A 16,164-nucleotide genomic window follows, 5' to 3' on the forward strand; every position below is an offset into this window, starting at 1 on the left:
CGCATTCACTGCTCTGCCCTCAACACCCCGAAACCCGAATCATCATTTTAGTTGCCTTATGAAAAATATTTTCACTTATTCTTCGGCACTTGTGCTGGGCCTGGCCTTGGTGGCGACGCCCGACGCAGATGCTCAGCAGTTCAGCAAGCGGAAGCAGTATAACTCCATTGGCTTCAGCTTGAACGCCATGAACTACTTCGGCGACGTGACGCCGGTGACCAACTTCACCAGCCTGCGTCTGGGTGCTACTCGGGTAGGTGCCGGTGTTTCCATCACGCGCCGCTTCTATCCGCGTTTGTCGGGCCGCTTCGGTCTGTCCTACGGCCGCATCTCGGGCGATGACTCGCAGGCAGCCAACAGCGAAGACCCGGATGCACGTTTCCGCTACAACCGGAACATGACCTTCCGCAACGACATCTTCGAAGCTTCGGCCGTTGCCGTTATCGACCTGATTGAGAACCGCAACAACTACCTGAAGCGTCCGGACTTTGTGCCGTATGTGTTTGTGGGCGTGGCCGGTTTCTACCACAATCCCAAGGGTTTGGTAGGCAAGAACAGCCTCGGCCTTTCCGAAGGCTCGTACGTACCCTTGGCTGACCTGAGAACGGAAGGCCAGGACAAAGCCTACGGTCAGACGCAGATTTCCATTCCGTTTGGTGGTGGTATCCGCTACCGCATCAACCGCAACTTTGACGCAAGCCTGGAAATCGGCTGGCGCAAGACCTTCACCGACTACCTCGACGACGTAGGAGGCAAGTACGCCGACCCGTCCAAGCTGTCGACCCCTTCCCAGCAGTATTTCGGCCGCGACATTACGCGCAGCATTTCGCAGCCTGACAACAACTTCAACCCGACGAAATTCCCCGGTTTCACCAACCCGGTTAGCCAGCGCGGCGACTCGGGCAATAAAACCGATTGGTACATCGTTACGGGTGTAACGTTGAACTACATCTTGACGCCCCGCATCAAGAATCCCAAATTCCGCTAGCCTGCGGCCGCTGGCCGAAACGCTACTTTCCTAGCCAGCAACCTAGTTTAGATGATAAAGTCATTTGTTCAAAGTGCACTCCTCGTTTGCTTCGTGCAGGCGGGGAGTGCACTTTTTTGTGCCTCTGCCAGTGCGCAGAACACCAGCGAGTTGGGCATTGGTATTGGCGCCACCAACTACCGCGGAGAAATCTCGCCCGATTACCAGTTGCAAAACAACCGGCCGGCTTTCACCGTCTTCTATCGCAAAGATGTGTCGGTGCCCATCACGCTGCGTGGCGGCTTCACCGCAGGTTTTCTGCGTGCCGACGATGGCAACGTGACCGGGGAGAATGGGGGCGTACCGCCCCTGCAGAGCTACCGCCAAGCCAATACCAAGGGCAGCATTCTGGAGGCATCAGCGGTGGTGGAATACAACTTTCTGGACTACCATTACCGCACCGACAAAATCCATTTCACACCGTACCTGTTCGCCGGCGTTGCTGCTTTCTATGCCAGCACCACCACGGTGAGCAATAGCCTGGGCGGGGAGTTCAATCAGGACGGGTCCATGTTGGGATTTTCCATTCCGGCCGGAGCAGGGCTCAAGTATGCCTTGTCGGAGCACATCAACCTCGGCTTGGAGGTAGGCGTGCGCAAGGCTTTTACCGACCAGTTCGACCATTTATCGGAGCAGGACCCGCTGCTGGTGAACGTGCACGACCAAGACTGGTATTATTACAGCGGGCTCAGCATTTCGTATACTTTTTATAAAATTCCTTGTCCGTCACAGTACAAGAAGAATAAGAGGCTGCTGAAGTAGTCAGCAAGGCTGATTTAGGCCTTGAAATCACCTAAATACTAGGAATGCCGGTGCAGGAGGGCGATTGGGCCGACGACGCCCAAATGCAACCATTTCCGTAACTTGCGGGCTCTTTTAGCGAAACCGCAAAGATGACCGGCAAGGCCGAAATTGATACTCAAAATATTCCCGCCCACGTGGCCGTCATCATGGACGGCAACGGACGCTGGGCCAAGCAACGGGGCGGCATGCGCGTGTTCGGGCACCAAAGCGCCATCACGGCTGTTCGCGAAACCGTGGAGGAAGCCGCGCAGCTGGGCGTGCGCTACCTCACGCTCTACGCTTTCTCTACCGAAAACTGGAACCGTCCGGCGCTGGAGGTAATGGCCCTGATGCAGTTGCTGGTGCACACCATTCGGCAGGAAACGGCCACGCTGCTCAAAAACAGCATCCGCCTCGAGGCCATTGGTGACATCAGCACGCTTCCCAAGAACTGCCAGCGCGAGCTAGCCGAGGCCATGGAACTGACCAAAGGCGGCAACCGCATGACCTTGGTGCTGGCACTGAGCTATAGTGGCCGTTGGGACTTGACCCAGGCCGCGCGGCGCCTGGCGGCCGATGTGGCTAGCGGCCAGGTGAAGCCAACGGATGTTAGCGAAGCTACCGTGGCCGGGTACCTGGCCACATCGGGCATGCCCGACCCCGAGTTGCTTATTCGGACGAGCGGCGAACAACGCATCAGCAATTTCCTGCTGTGGCAGTTGGCTTATACGGAGTTGTATATCACGGATTTGCTGTGGCCGGACTTCCGGAAAGAGCATTTCCAGGAGGCCATTCGGGCCTACCAGCGCCGGGAACGGCGCTTTGGCAAAACAAGCGAGCAAGTCGCTGTCTCTTAATTTCTAGTAATGTTTCTTGTGCGTAATTTTGTTGTCAAGTTGGTCCTGGCCCTAGTGGTGTTGGGTGGGGTGATGAGCAGTCCGGTGCGGGCGCAGCAGGCCGGCGGCAGCGCGGCCGATGAGCCCAAAAGGTATGAGTTGGGGGGCATCACCGTGAGCGGCGCGCGCTACCTCGACCCCAATACTCTCATTAGCCTCACCGGTCTGCGCGTGGGCGACCCCATTTCGGTGCCGGGCGAAGAAATTGGTAAATCCATCCGCAAGCTGTGGGCCCAGGGCATTCTGGGTGACGTGAGCGTAACCATTGCCCGCATCGAGGGCAACAAGATTTTCCTGGACTACAACCTGAAGGAGCGGCCCCGCTTGTCGAAATTCACCTTCACGGGCATCCGGAAAGGGCAGACCGAGGACCTGACCAAAAAAATCACGCTGATTCGCGGCAAGGTGGTGACCGATGCCCTGCTGAACAACACGCGGACGCAGGTGCGAAAGTTCTTCGTGAACAAGGGCTACCTCGATGCCAAAGTGAACGTGGTGCAGGTGGCCGACTCGTCGCTGGCCAACAGCGTGGCCCTGCGCATTGACGTGGATAAGGGCTCGAAAGTGCGCATCCATGACATTGCGTTTGAAGGCAACAAGGCCTTTTCGGACCGTAAGCTGAAAGGCAAGCTGAAAAAGACCAAGGAGCGGAAGCCGTATAAATTCCTTACCGCGGGCAAGTTTCAGCGCGCCGAGTACGAAGAAGACAAGAAGAAGCTGTTGGAGTTCTACAACGCCGAAGGCTATCGCGACGCGGCCATTGTGAGCGACACGCTGACGCGCGACGACAAAGGACTGGCCTTGCGCATCAAGGTAGACGAGGGCCCGAAATATTACTTCCGCCATATTACCTGGAGCGGCAACTACCTCTACGACGACAAAACGCTGGCCAACGTGCTGGGCATCAAGTCGGGCAGCCCTTACAGCAAGGAAACGCTGGACAAGCGCCTGAACTACAACCCGACCGGTCAGGACATCTCTTCGCTGTACCTCAACGACGGTTACCTGTTCTTCACCATCGACCCGGTGGAAACGAAGGTGGAAGGCGACTCCATCGACATCGAGATGCGCTTGAGCGAAGGCGTACAGGCCCACATCAAAGACATCAACATTTCGGGCAACACCAAAACCAGCGACCATGTGCTGCGCCGCACCTTGCGCACGCTGCCCGGCGACAAGTTTAACCGCGAACTGCTGATTCGCTCGCAGCGGGAAATTGCCACGCTGGGCTATTTCGACCCGGAAAAAATCGGCATCAACCCCGTGCCGAACCAGGCCGACGGCACCGTGGACATCAACTACACGGTGGTGGAGAAGCCTTCGGACCAAGTGACGCTGTCGGGCGGTTGGGGTGGCTATGCCGGCTTCATTGGCACGGTAGGCCTTGTGTTCAACAACTTTTCGCTGCGCAAAGCCGGCACGCTGCGCAACTGGACGCCGGTGCCGGCCGGCGACGGCCAGCGACTGGCTCTCAACGTGCAAGCCAACGGTGTGCAGTATCAGGCGTATTCGCTGTCTTTCACCGAGCCCTGGCTGGGTGGCCGTCGGCCGAACTCGTTCTCGTTCAGTCTCAACCACAGCGTGCAGCGCGCTGGCGCAGCACTGGATGCTTCAAACGACCAGTTCATCAAGGTGAACAGCGCCAGCGTGGGCCTGGGCCGCCAGCTGCGTGTGCCCGATGACTACTTTACGCTCAGCAACTCGCTGTCGTTTAGCCAGTACCAGACGCAGAACTATGTGAACATTGCCGGCGCCACCACGGGCACGTTCAACAACATCACGCTGAACACGACCCTGGCCCGCAACAGCATCGACAACCCGACCTACACGCGCCGGGGCTCGTCGCTGAGCTTGAGCCTGAGCCTGACCCCGCCCTACTCACTGCTCAATAACGACCACACCAGCAACCAGTGGATTGAATTCCATAAGTGGATGTTCGACGCTTCGTGGTTTACGCCCATCGTGGGCAAGCTGGTGCTGAACACCCGCGCCCACTTCGGCTTCCTGGGTACTTACAATTCCAACCGCCAGATTGGGCCCTTCGAGCGGTTTAAGATGGGTGGTGCCGGCCTGGGCTACAACGGCGGCGGCAACTTCCTGGTGGGCACCGACTACGTGGGCCTGCGCGGCTACGACGACCCGGGCGCCACCTACGCCATTCCTACTGCGCAGGGCTCGCAGGCCGGCGGCATCGCCTTCAACAAGTACGTGGTGGAAATGCGCTACCCGGTAAGCCTCAACCCGGCCGCCACGGTGTACGTGCTGGCGTTTGCCGAAGCCGGCAACTCGTTCGATTCCTACCAGAACTACAACCCTTACAAGCTGTACCGCTCGGCCGGGGTGGGCGCGCGCATCTTCATGTCGGCCTTTGGTTTACTGGGCTTCGACTTCGGCCACGGCTTCGACAGCGTGATTCCGAGCCTGCCCGACAACACGAAGCAAGACCCCAACCACTTCCACTTCATCATCGGTCAGCAAATTCGATAGCAGGGCACTAGCGGGCCTCATTTCACGTTTCCTCCAGTATGAAGAACTTCGGTGGCCCGCTGCTGGCCTTATGGTTGCTACTTGTTGCGCCGAGCGCCTGGGCGCAGAAATTTGGTTGGATAGATTCGGAGTTCATCATGAACAAGATGCCCGAATACGCCAAAGCCCAGGTGGAGTTGAACGCGCTGTCGGATACGTGGCAGAAGGAACTCGAAGCCCAGAAAAAGGACCTCGACAAGCTTTACCGGAATTACCAGGCCGAAGAAGTGGTGCTCACCGAGCCCATGAAGAAGAAGCGCCAAGACGAGATTCTGAAAAAAGAACAAGACATCAAAGCCTACCAGAACAAGCAGTTTGGCTACGAAGGTCAGATTTTCAAGAAGCGCCAGGAGCTGAATAAGCCGGTGCAGGACAAGATTTTTGAAGCCTGCGAGAAAGTGGCGAAGAAAAAGTCCTTGGCCGTGCTGTTTGATAAATCGGGCGACCTGACGATGCTCTACACCAACCCGGCGCATGACTACACGGAGTTTGTGCTGGAAGAATTGGGCCTCGGCGCTGAGGACCGGAACCAACCTGGCCCGAAAGGTGCTGTGAAGACCGTGGCGCCGCCCAAAACCCCCGTTGACCCCAACTTTGAATCCGATTCTGGTACGCCCGAACCGGTAGCGCCCACCAAAGCCGCGCCCAAAACCACCCGGCCCGTGAAGAAGGGCTCGAAGTAATTACCTTTGTCCCAACATTTTTCTGACCCTTTTTCTTTTGATGAACCTCGTGAAAATTTTTCGTCTGACGCTCGCCGCCGCTCTGCTGACCGCCGGAACCCTGGCCGCCACTTCCGCGCAGGCCCAGGCCCCCCTCAAGATTGGGTACACCGACGTGCAATACGTGCTGTCGCAGATGCCCGAGAGCAAGCAAATTGAATCGCAGCTGAAGACGTATAACGACCAGCTTGCTGCTCAGCTCAAAAGCAAAACCACCGAGTTCGAAACCAAGGTGAAAGACTACCAGCAGAAGTCTGGTACGATGACCGACATTGTGAAGGCTGATACGGAGAAGAGCCTGCAAAACCTGCAGCAGTCCATCCAGGAGTTCCAGCAGAGCGCCCAGCAGTCGCTGCAGCAGAAGCAGCAGACGCTGCTGAAGCCCGCCCTCGACAAGCTGCAGAAGAACATCGACGACGTGGCCAACGAGAACGGCTTCACCTACGTGTTCAACTCGGACGGCGGCGGCAGCCCGCTGCTGTTGCACGCCCCCAAAGAAGGCGACATTTCAGACCTCGTGCTGAAGAAGATGGGCATCACGCCCGGCGCCGCTACGCCGGCTCCGGTAATCAAAGCGCCGGCTCCTGCTCAGTCGCCCGCGCCGGCGCCCGCTGGCAAAACGAAGACCAAGACCAAGAAATAAGCAGCGCCCGCTGTCCCAATTGCGAAAAGCCGGAGCAAGTGCTCCGGCTTTTTTCGTGTACCGAACCGCTCATGATACCCAACGACCTAGCAGACGATGAACTCGACGCCGACGGCGCCGAGGGCGATGAACTTTACGAACACCACCGCATCGTAGTGGACCGCGGCCAGGAGCTGTTGCGCATCGACAAGTTTCTGCACAACCGCCTGCGCAACACCTCGCGCAATAAGGTGCAGGAAGCCATTCGCGCCTCGGCCGTGGAAGTGAACGGCACCCCCGTGAAGCCCAACTATCGGGTGAAGCCGAATGACACCATTACGGTGACGCTGCCCGAACCGCCCCGCGATGACCGGGTAGTACCCGAGGAAATGCCCCTGGATATTCGCTACGAAGACACCGAATTGCTAATCGTGAACAAGCCGGCGGGCCTGGTGGTGCACCCGGCTTACGGGCACTGGCAGGGCACGCTGGTCAACGGGCTGGCCTTTCACTTGGCCAACCTGCCCACTGGTCGCAACGGCGAAATCCGACCCGGGCTGGTGCACCGCATCGACAAGGACACTTCGGGCCTGCTGGTCATCGGCAAAACGGAATTTGCGATGACGCACCTGTCCAACCAGTTTTTTCACCACACCATTCAGCGCAGTTATTTGGCGCTGGTGTGGGGCACGCCGCCCGGGCCGACTGGTACCATTCGCGGGCACATTGGGCGCAGCCTGCGCGACCGCAAGGTGCAAGCCGTGTACCCCAACGGTGAGCAGGGCAAGCCGGCCGTGACGCATTACGAAATCCTGGAAAGCTTTGGCCCTGTCACGCTGCTGCGCTGCGTGCTCGAAACCGGCCGCACGCACCAGATTCGGGCCCACATGCAATACCTCGGCCACCCGCTTTTTTCGGACGCCACCTACGGCGGCGACCGCATTCGCGTGGGCCAGAACACCGGGGCCTACCGCGACTTTGTCGAAAGCGCGTTTCAGCTCATGCCCCGGCAGGCCCTGCACGCCCGGTCGCTCGGCTTTGTCCATCCCACGTCAGGCGAGCAACTGTTTTTCGAAGCCGAACTTCCCGAAGACTTTGCGGGCGTGTTGGAGAAGTGGCGGGCTTGGGCGGCGGCCTAGCTCTGTTATAAGCATAAAAAAAGGCCCCGACGCAGCTGCGTCGGGGCCTTTTTAACTAATAGCCTATGTGGCTATTACTTCTTTTTGGCAGCGGCCTTGGGAGCCGTTTTAGTGGGCGCCTTGGGTTTGGCCTTCAGCACGTCGATGTTGTTTTTAGCACCTTCGTTGCTGGGGTCCAAGGCCAGCACCTGCTCGAAGTTCGTCAGAGCCGCAGCCTTGTCGCCCTTCGTGTAGTTGTACACGCCCAGGTAGCCATAAGCAGCCACCAAGCCTTCTTTGAACTTGCTGACGTCGGCACCTTCGGCCTTCGACAGTTCAATGTACTTGTCATAGTACGGCTTAGCCAGGCCCTGCTTGCCATCGGCATCGCGGGCGGCGTTCACCTTGGCACGGGCCAGCACAGCCGGAGCGTAAGTAGGCTTGGCCGTGTTAATGATGCCATACACGCTGTCGGCTTGGGTGTACTGCTTGTTGTTGCCGTAAGCCACGGCCAGACGGAACTGGTCGGTCAGGTCGCCACCGTTTTTCAGCTTATCACGGTACACGCCAATGGCACTCTTGTAGTCCTTCTTGGTCATGTAAGCCGTTGCCAGGTCATTTTGGAGCTCAGCCTTTTTGGCGGGGTCCGTGGTGGTGGTAATGGCTTTGTTGATGGTGGCAATGCCTTCATCAGGACGACCAGCCCGAGCCTGAATACGGCCCAAGTACGAGTAATCTTCCGGGATGATTTTCTCGGCGGGAGCCAGCTTCATGTACGTGTCCATAGCTGCCAGTGCACCGTTGAAATCACCGGTTTCGTACAGTAGATAGGCCTTGAGACGGTTCATGGTCAGGTTTTTGGGGTCAGCCACCAATACCTTGTTCACTTCCGTCAATGCCTCGGGATACTTCTTGGTGAGGTACAGGAACGAAGCGTTTTGCGCATCCGTGGCCGGCGTGCGCTCGGCCAGTTCCAGGTACTTCTTGAACGTACTGGCGGCCAGGTCGTACTGACCGGCGTAGTAGTACATATCGGCTAGCTCGCGATAGGCGGGAGCGTAGCTGGGGTCCAGTTCGGTTGCTTTGGTCAGCGCCGTGCGGGCTTCGTTGAAGTTGCGCGAGCGCACATTTAGCGCACCCTTCTTATAGTAAGCCTGGGCGTAGCTGGGGTTGGCCGCAATGGCGCGGTCGAAGCTGGTCATGGCTTCGCCACCACCTTGGTCAGAGTGCAGATAAATATCGCCACGGGCCACCATCAGGGCCGGGTCGTCTTTCTTGAAAGCCGTTTGGGCGGCCGTCAGGTACGTTTGCGACTTGCCGGCTTCTTTGATGTCGGCTTCGCCGTAAGCCTGGGCAATCATGGTCAGGACTTTGGTGTCCTTGTTTTTGGTGGCTTTGGCGGCAGCGTCAAACTGCTGCTCGGCCGGACCAAGCTGGCCTTTGGCGAGCAACGCGCGGCCGGCGGCTACCTGGCCGAAAGGCGAAGAGCCCGAAGCGCGGTTGAAGTAGAACGCGGCCGAATCCGGCATGTCGCGCATTTGGTACAAACGGCCCAGTTCAAAGTTCGACTCGGGCGAAGAACCCGCACGCAACATGGCGCGGGCTTCGTTGTAGCGGCCCAATTCGATGGCGCGCTGGGCTTTCTGAATGTCTTGGGCAGTGGCTGCCGTAGTACCTGCCGCTACGAGTAGGGCGGCGAGCAGCGGCTGTTTCCAGGGCTTGAAAGTCATAGGATGAAGAAAAAATGAAAAAGCGTAAGTGAAAAGGGGGTACGCGCGAAGCGCGCTTACAGTTTAGGCGTGGTCACGATGCGGGCCTGCATCTGAGCGGGAAGTAAGCCCGACTTTTGAAATATCAGCTGTCCGTTCTTGCCTGCCACGAAGGATGCAAACCCCGTGCCCAACCCTGCGCGCGCCTCCCGGCTGATGATGTAAAGGTTGCGCCGCAGCGGGTAATTCTGCAACTCCGGATGTTCTACGATTTGTTCCGGCGTCTTTTCCGCCAGGTAAACCTGGTAAGGCTGAATGTAGTCGTCGGCGGTGGGGTTGGGGCGCGCCGTGATGCTGGCCACGCGCACCTTGTTGGCAAATTTCATGGCCGCCGGGTCGTCGCGGTCCGAAATCCAGTTCACGCCCACCACGCCGATGGCGTTGGGGTGCGTGGCCACGTAATCGAGCAAGGCAGGGTTGGAAGTCGCCGCAAACACGCGCTTGGTGAGGGGCGCGCCGTGCGTCACGGAATCGCGCACGAACCGGGCCGTGCTGCTGCGGTTGGCGTCAAACACCACGTTAATGGCATCGAGGCCCTTCTTGCCGCTCACCTGGTTCCAAGCGCTGGTTTTGCCCGTGAAAATATCGCTCAGCTGCGCCACCGTCAGCAGCGAGTCGGGATTGGCACGGTTCAGCACAATGGCCAGGCCGTCGATGCCAATGCGGGTCAGCCGTGGGCTGATTTTCTGCTTTTCGAAGTCTGCCTTTTCTTCGGCGTTCAACTCCCGCGACACCACGGCCAGCTTAATCTGGTCATTAATGAGGTCGAGCATCACCTTCTCTTCCGGCTGAAAGCTCATCTTGACGTGGGCGTTCGGGTAGAGCTTGGCAAAGGTGTCAATCTGCGCCTGCAGAATGGGGGCAAACGTCTCGTCCACGCCCACGGCCACCGTGCCGGTAGTGGGCGTGTCCTGAGCGCCCGGCGTACCGGGGCCATTGCAGGAAATCACGGTAGCGGCTCCTGCCAGTATGGCCAGGGCCCCGCTGGTCAGCAGGTGCGCGCGCTTATTCATTGTCATCGGAGAAGGGTTTTTTGCGGAAATAGGTTTGGTAGCCGCGAAAAAACCGCAGCAAACCATACAGAACGAAAACCGAGCCCAGCACCCGGCGGGCCGTGGGGCTCAGCGTGATGACGCCGCCGCCCGTCGCCGTGTCGGCCGTCCACCACAGCCACACGCCCAGCCCCAGGTACACCAGGGCCATGGCGAGCACAAAGTAACGCACCAGTCGCTGGGGCGACTTGCCGAGGCGTTCCTCGGTAGTGGGAAGGTTGAGCATAAAGTGATAAATGCAGGAATGGAGATGTATAAACCCGCAAAAGGCCCGTAAAGGTTCGGCCAAATCGCAAAGCCATACGGCAACCAGCCCACAAAAAAGCCGAAAATTAGCCGCTTTTCATAGCTACGGCCAATTTTCGGTTTTTGCCTTGCTGAGATTACTCGACGGTGTACGGTACCGTTTTGCTACTCAAATTGAAAAGTAATGGGTAGAGTGAAGCGTACCGGCACGGCGTGGTTGTTCTGCAGGCCCGGCGTCCAGGCCGGCATCTCGCGCACTACGCGGGAGGCGGCTTCCTCTGTGCCGTAGCCCAAGCCTTTCAGTACCGTCACTTCGCCAATGCTGCCATCGGTCTGCACCACAAACGAAACGTACACTTTCCCCGATACCTGCGCGGCCATTGCGGCGGCCGGGTAGCGCAGGTGCTTCTGCAGGTAGCGCATCAGGGCGGCGCGTCCGCCCACAAAGTCGGGCATCACTTCAGGGGCCAGCACCGGGGCCATCGGCGCCGCGGCCGCCGGTGCTGCCGAATCTCCTACCGGTGTGGTCGCAGGGCCACTGCCACCGCTTGCGCCGGTCGGGTTTTCGGCGCCGTCTTTAGCCGGCCCTGTCGGGCCTATGTCCTGCGGAAGCGTCGATTCCACCGTGGGCTTCACTTCCGCATCGGGGGCTACGTGGGTCTGAATCACGTCGTGCGGCGTCACCTTCACCTCCGGCGCCGCGGCGGCCGGTGGGGGCGGCGTTACCTTCTCAAACTCGTAGATGTTGGGTTGGTTCTGCGGCAGCTCGGGCAATACCGGCGGTGCTTCCACTACCGCCGGCCACAGCAGGTTCACGGCGAAGGGCAGTAAAAACAGCAGCGTGCAAGCCGTGATGGCAATGAGCAGCGCCGAGCCAAGGTGCCGCTGATACGAGCGGCGCAGCTGGAAGGCGCCATAGGCTTTGTTCCGCCCCTCAAATACAATATCGTCGAGGGAGCCGGTGAGGAGGATGGGCGTGGACATGGCAGCAGTGGGTTGAGGTGATACAATCGAACCCAAGCCACGCGGGCGGGGGCCCTCCGCCACTGGCTTGCCCTTTCACAACGGCTTGCCCAATGCTAATAGTATGCAAGCCGACAATATTTTTTTATTGCCTTACCGCATTGCCATCAACGAAAAACCCCGGACCAAGCCATGTGGCTCAATCCGGGGTTTCAAGTGCGGTAGCCTAGAGGCCAGCCGCGGCAATTACTGAATCTTGAAGGTAATCGGCACCGTGAACGATACACTCACTGCGCGGCCGTTCTGCTTGCCGGGGATGAACTTGGGCAGGGTTTTCACCGCCCGAATCGTCTCCTCGTCCAAGCCCGAACCCAGGCCCTTCACCACTTTCACGTCCGAAACGTCGCCTTGGGCATTTACCGTGAAGCTCACGAAAATGCGGCCTTCGACCTGGTTGCGAAGCGCCAGGGGCGGGTACTTGGTGGCTTTCTGAATGGCTGCTACAATGGCGCCGTTGCCGCCGCCGCCGGGCAGCTGGGGCATCTGCTCCACGTAGGTGTAGACTTTGTTTTCTACTACCTCCTCTACCACTTTGTCGCCCTCGCCGCTTGCGAGTTCGCTCAGGTCCGGGGCGTCCGTGTTGCCTTTTACGGTCACGGTAGCCACCGTTTTATCCTTCAGCTCTTCCTGGTCCGGCACCTCTTCCTTCTTCACTTCCTCATCCTTTTTCACCACCGGAGGGGTGAATTTGATGGTGGTGAGCTTGGGCGGCGGGGGCGGCGGAGCCTCGGGCGGCGGGGGAGGGGGTGGTGGCTTGGTTTCGTCCAGCGGGGGCGCGTCCATCAGCACGTTTTCCTGCAGATTCTTTTTGGGCTCTTTCGGCATCCGGTCTTTCAGATACTGCGAAATGAGCGGGAAAGCAATCAGCAACAGGAAAACTGCCGTGGCAATAATCAGCGCCCGGGTCACGTGCCGCTGATACAAGCGACGGAGCACATAGGCTCCGTATGCCTTGTTCCGGCCCTCAAAAACGATGTCGTTTAAGCTGGCCTTGGCAATTTGCGCGTTGTCCATCATAGCGCTGATTCTTTAATGAGGTCCGTGTCTTCTTTGGGGATTTTCACCAAAGCGTACTTCTTCTGGTTCGTGATGTTCATCTCGTCCAGAATGTCCACCATGTTTTTGTACTTGGCGTCTTCGGTGGCCTTGATGAGGATGATGGGCTCCGGGCGCTGGCGCTGACGCTCCAGCAGCACTTGCCGGATGCCGTTGGCCGAGAAGTTCGTCACTTTCAGCTCGGGCTTGGGTACCGTTTTATCGGCCGGGGTATTGAGGCCAAAGTAGTAGTACGCCTTGTTGTCTTTGCCGAGGAGGATGGTCATGGCCTGTGAAGCCTTGATTTTGGTGTCCTCCACGTCGTCGGTTTTCTTCACCGGCATCGTGAGCTGCATCACGTTGGGTTTGGCGAAGGTGGTAGTCAGCATGAAGAAGGTGAGCAGGAGGAAGGCCAAGTCCACCATCGGCGTCATGTCGATTTTGGTCGACATCTTCTTCGCCCGCTTCTTTCCACCTTTGCCACCGGAGTCGCCTTTCGGTTGGATTTCTGCCATGGTATTTGATTAAGTTAATGAAGAGGAGCACAGAGGCAGGCCAAGTTTATTTGGCTGCAACCGGCTTGTTCTCCATATCCGTGATGAGGTTGAAGCGGTTGATGTCCTTCTCCTGAAGCACCTTGATAATCTTCTGCACCGTGGGCACGTCCGCGTCGCCATCGCCTTTGATGGCAATGTAAGTCGGCTTGTGGAAGATGGCCTGGTTGGCGCGGCGCGACTCCAGCACCCAGTCAACCAGTTGGTTGTTGAGCGAGTCGAGGGGCACACCGGGCTGCTGCTTGTTCACCGTCTTGCGCGACTCCTTGTCCATATTGAGGTAGGAGCCGAGCTGGCTGATGGGCAGGCCAAAGTTGGGCAGGTCGCCAAACTCCTTGGCCTGAGCAGCCGTGAACTGCACGCCATACTTGGCGCCAACCCGCTGCAGGGCCTGGATTTTGGTTTGCTTGGCGTCGACGCCAAAAAACACGCGCTTGTTCTTGTCGACGGTCAGCGTAATCACGTTGTTCTCGGGCAACTTAATCTCCGAGATGGAAGACGGGGTGTCCACCACCACAGATTCCTCGGGGGCAAACTTGGTGGTGAGCATGAAGAACGTCACCAGCAAGAAGGCCAGGTCCACCATCGGCGTCATGTCGAGCGACGGCGAGGTACGGTGCGGTTTTACTTTAGGCATTGCGAGGTGGGGTTAAAAGGGGGCTACTCGTTCCGAAGAACGAATAGCCCCGCGTTTTAGTGCATCAGCAACGTGCTGAAAACGGAATTAAACCGTTTGGGCAGGCTGCGTATTGCCGTGCTGAGCGGCAAACGTCTGGATGATGCTGAAACCGGCCTCGTCGATGCTGTAGGTCAGCTCGTCAATTTTGCTGGTGAAGTAGTTGTAAGCCACGATGGCCAGGGCCGAGGTACCGATACCCAGAGCCGTGTTAATCAGAGCTTCCGAGATACCGTTGGCCAGTGCCACGGCGTCGGGGGTGCCGGCCTGCGCCAGAGCGGCGAAGGCGCGAATCATGCCGAATACCGTGCCGAGCAGACCCACCAGCGTGGCGATAGAAGCCAGCGTAGAGATGATAACGAGGTTCTTTTCCAGCATGGGCAGCTCCAGGGCGGTGCTTTCTTCGATTTCCTTCTGGATGGCAAGAATTTTCTGGTCGGTGGCCATGGAGCGGTCACGGCCCATTTCGTTGTACTTCAGCAGGCCGGCTTTCACCACGTTGGCTACCGAGCCTTTCTGCTGGTCGCAGGCGGCGAGGGCGCCGTTGATGTCGTTGGTGTTCAGCTTCTGACGCACGGTGCGCACGAAAGCTTCGATGCTCTTCGAGCCTTTGGCTTTGCTGATGGTGAGGGCGCGCTCAATCGAGAAGGTGATTACGCAAAGCAGCATGGTCATCAGAATCGGCACGATGAAGCCGCCTTTGTATACCACGCCGAGGTAGTCGCCGGCGTTGGGGTTGTTTTCGTTGTTATTGCCTTGGAAGTGGCTGGGGTCGCCGAGGACGAATTTATAGACGACAACGCTGACGATGAAGGCTAGGATAATGACCAGGACGGAGAACAGCGAGGCTCCACCGCTGCTTTGGGCTTCGGCTTTGGCGGCCGTAGCGGCGGGCCGGGGGCTCGTATTCATGGCATTTTTCTGTTCCATTGTTCCGGAGTGTTTGGGGGTTATTGTGTGAAGTAGTTGAATTGAGTGGGTAAAGAAAAAGCAAAAATTGGTGAGAAGCGCAGCAAGCGGCCGGGAACCTTAATAATCCCGCAATGAAGGTAGACTAGAATAGCACTTACCAAAGTTCAAACTGCCCCAGTGCTGGCTTAGCTGGGCAAACCTAACCAAAAAGAGCGGCCCGACCAAAGAAAACTTGGCTGAGGCCCGTGGAAGTGCAGTGCAAGGGCGGTAGAAATGGGACAACGCTAATTCGCGCCGTTGGGTTGGGTTGCCTGCTGTTTGGCCTGCTCCCAGTACACGTCCATTTCGGCCAATGACAGGTCGGTTAGGCGCTGGCCGTGGGCTTCCGCAGCCTTTTCCAGATACTGAAACCGACTGATAAACTTGCGGTTTGTGCGTTCGAGGGCTTCTTCGGGGTTGATGCCGGCGAAGCGGGCAAAATTGACCAGCGAAAAGAGCAAATCGCCGAACTCATCGGCGGCGCGCTCGGCCTGCATTTTGGCGGGGTTGCCGTGGCCGTACTCTTCGCCAAATTCTCCTAATTCTTCTTGCACTTTCTGCCACACCTGCTCGGGCTCCTCCCAATCGAAGCCCGCGCCGCGGGCTTTTTCCTGAATGCGCATGGCCTTTACCAGGGCCGGCAGGGAGGTGGGCACGCCGCCGAGCACGCCGGTGGTGTTGCCTTTTTCCTTCAGCTTAAGCTGCTCCCAGTTGCGCTTCACGGCATCCTCGTCGTCGGCCTGCACGTCGCCGTAGATGTGCGGGTGGCGGTAGATGAGCTTTTCACACTGGGCGTTGAGGACGTCGGCGATGTCGAAAGCGCCCTTTTCGGCGGCAATGCGGGCATAGAACGTCAGGTGCAGCATCACGTCGCCCAGCTCTTTTTTCAGGTCGGGCAGGTCGTCGCGCAAAATGGCGTCGCTGATTTCGTAGGTTTCCTCGATGGTGAGGTGGCGCAGGCTTTGCAGGGTTTGTTTTTTGTCCCAGGGGCACTCGGTGCGCAGGCGGTCGAGGACGTCGAGCAGGCGGCCAAAAGCTTCTAGCTGAGCCGGCCGGCGGGCACTGGTGAGCAGGTCGCCAGGGGCGGGGGCAGTATTTTCCATTGTTCCAAAGATAAACCGGGCGTCGCCAACCGGTCGTTCATGCCTAATTTTGGTCTTTCAA

General features: G+C 58.3%; 16 protein-coding genes. 7 read left to right on the forward strand and 9 right to left on the reverse strand.

What is annotated here, in order from left to right; translation table 11 throughout:
• The first annotated feature begins 58 nt into the window (after window positions 1–58).
• The 7 genes from IC234_RS20115 (at window position 59) to IC234_RS20145 (ending at window position 7,715) form a co-directional block, all read left to right on the forward strand.
• Window positions 59–988: a DUF6089 family protein gene (locus IC234_RS20115; protein WP_190928236.1), complete on the forward strand. Its 930-nt coding sequence runs from the start codon at window positions 59–61 to the stop codon at window positions 986–988.
• A 51-nt stretch (window positions 989–1,039) separates the two neighbouring features.
• Window positions 1,040–1,789: a type IX secretion system protein PorG gene (gene porG / locus IC234_RS20120; RefSeq protein ID WP_190928238.1), complete on the forward strand. Its 750-nt coding sequence runs from the start codon at window positions 1,040–1,042 to the stop codon at window positions 1,787–1,789.
• A gap of 131 nt (window positions 1,790–1,920) precedes the next feature.
• On the forward strand, window positions 1,921–2,667 hold the full coding sequence (locus tag IC234_RS20125) for an isoprenyl transferase (protein ID WP_190928240.1): 747 nt from the start codon (window positions 1,921–1,923) through the stop codon (window positions 2,665–2,667).
• 9 nt (window positions 2,668–2,676) lie between these two features.
• On the forward strand, window positions 2,677–5,193 hold the full coding sequence (bamA, locus tag IC234_RS20130; protein ID WP_190928242.1) for an outer membrane protein assembly factor BamA: 2,517 nt from the start codon (window positions 2,677–2,679) through the stop codon (window positions 5,191–5,193).
• A 38-nt stretch (window positions 5,194–5,231) separates the two neighbouring features.
• Entirely contained in the window at window positions 5,232–5,915 is a 684-nt protein-coding gene (locus IC234_RS20135; protein WP_190928244.1) for an OmpH family outer membrane protein, read from the forward strand.
• 40 nt (window positions 5,916–5,955) lie between these two features.
• On the forward strand, window positions 5,956–6,597 hold the full coding sequence (locus tag IC234_RS20140) for an OmpH family outer membrane protein (protein WP_190928246.1): 642 nt from the start codon (window positions 5,956–5,958) through the stop codon (window positions 6,595–6,597).
• Window positions 6,598–6,668: 71 nt separating this feature from the next.
• Entirely contained in the window at window positions 6,669–7,715 is a 1,047-nt protein-coding gene (locus IC234_RS20145; RefSeq protein ID WP_190928248.1) for an RluA family pseudouridine synthase, read from the forward strand.
• A 74-nt stretch (window positions 7,716–7,789) separates the two neighbouring features.
• On the opposite strand, the gene IC234_RS20150 is transcribed toward IC234_RS20145, so the two are convergent.
• The 9 genes from IC234_RS20150 to mazG form a co-directional block, all read right to left on the reverse strand.
• Window positions 7,790–9,424, reverse strand: coding sequence for a tetratricopeptide repeat protein (locus tag IC234_RS20150; protein WP_190928250.1), 1,635 nt, complete (start codon window positions 9,422–9,424; stop codon window positions 7,790–7,792).
• A gap of 56 nt (window positions 9,425–9,480) precedes the next feature.
• Window positions 9,481–10,476, reverse strand: coding sequence for a PstS family phosphate ABC transporter substrate-binding protein (locus IC234_RS20155; RefSeq protein WP_190928253.1), 996 nt, complete (start codon window positions 10,474–10,476; stop codon window positions 9,481–9,483).
• On the reverse strand, window positions 10,469–10,741 hold the full coding sequence (locus IC234_RS20160; RefSeq protein WP_190928255.1) for a hypothetical protein: 273 nt from the start codon (window positions 10,739–10,741) through the stop codon (window positions 10,469–10,471). The genes IC234_RS20155 and IC234_RS20160 overlap by 8 nt, the downstream gene beginning before the upstream one ends.
• Window positions 10,742–10,926: 185 nt before the next feature.
• Window positions 10,927–11,745: an energy transducer TonB gene (locus tag IC234_RS20165; protein WP_190928258.1), complete on the reverse strand. Its 819-nt coding sequence runs from the start codon at window positions 11,743–11,745 to the stop codon at window positions 10,927–10,929.
• A gap of 225 nt (window positions 11,746–11,970) precedes the next feature.
• Window positions 11,971–12,801 carry an energy transducer TonB gene (locus tag IC234_RS20170; RefSeq protein ID WP_223827816.1) on the reverse strand — a complete coding sequence of 277 codons (831 nt, stop codon included), beginning with the start codon at window positions 12,799–12,801 and terminating at the stop codon, window positions 11,971–11,973.
• A complete protein-coding gene (locus IC234_RS20175; protein WP_190928260.1) occupies window positions 12,798–13,334 on the reverse strand; it encodes an ExbD/TolR family protein in 537 nt (178 codons plus the stop codon). The genes IC234_RS20170 and IC234_RS20175 overlap by 4 nt, the downstream gene beginning before the upstream one ends.
• Window positions 13,335–13,380: 46 nt before the next feature.
• Window positions 13,381–14,010 (reverse strand): ExbD/TolR family protein, encoded by a 630-nt coding sequence (locus IC234_RS20180; protein ID WP_190928262.1) that lies wholly within the window; start codon window positions 14,008–14,010, stop codon window positions 13,381–13,383.
• 87 nt (window positions 14,011–14,097) lie between these two features.
• Entirely contained in the window at window positions 14,098–14,979 is an 882-nt protein-coding gene (locus tag IC234_RS20185; protein WP_394354898.1) for a MotA/TolQ/ExbB proton channel family protein, read from the reverse strand.
• Between the two features lie 266 nt (window positions 14,980–15,245).
• A complete protein-coding gene (gene mazG / locus IC234_RS20190) occupies window positions 15,246–16,103 on the reverse strand; it encodes a nucleoside triphosphate pyrophosphohydrolase (RefSeq protein WP_190928264.1) in 858 nt (285 codons plus the stop codon).
• Window positions 16,104–16,164 lie beyond the last annotated feature (61 nt).

This window comes from Hymenobacter armeniacus, from assembly GCF_014699055.1.
Lineage (GTDB): Bacteria > Bacteroidota > Bacteroidia > Cytophagales > Hymenobacteraceae > Hymenobacter > Hymenobacter armeniacus.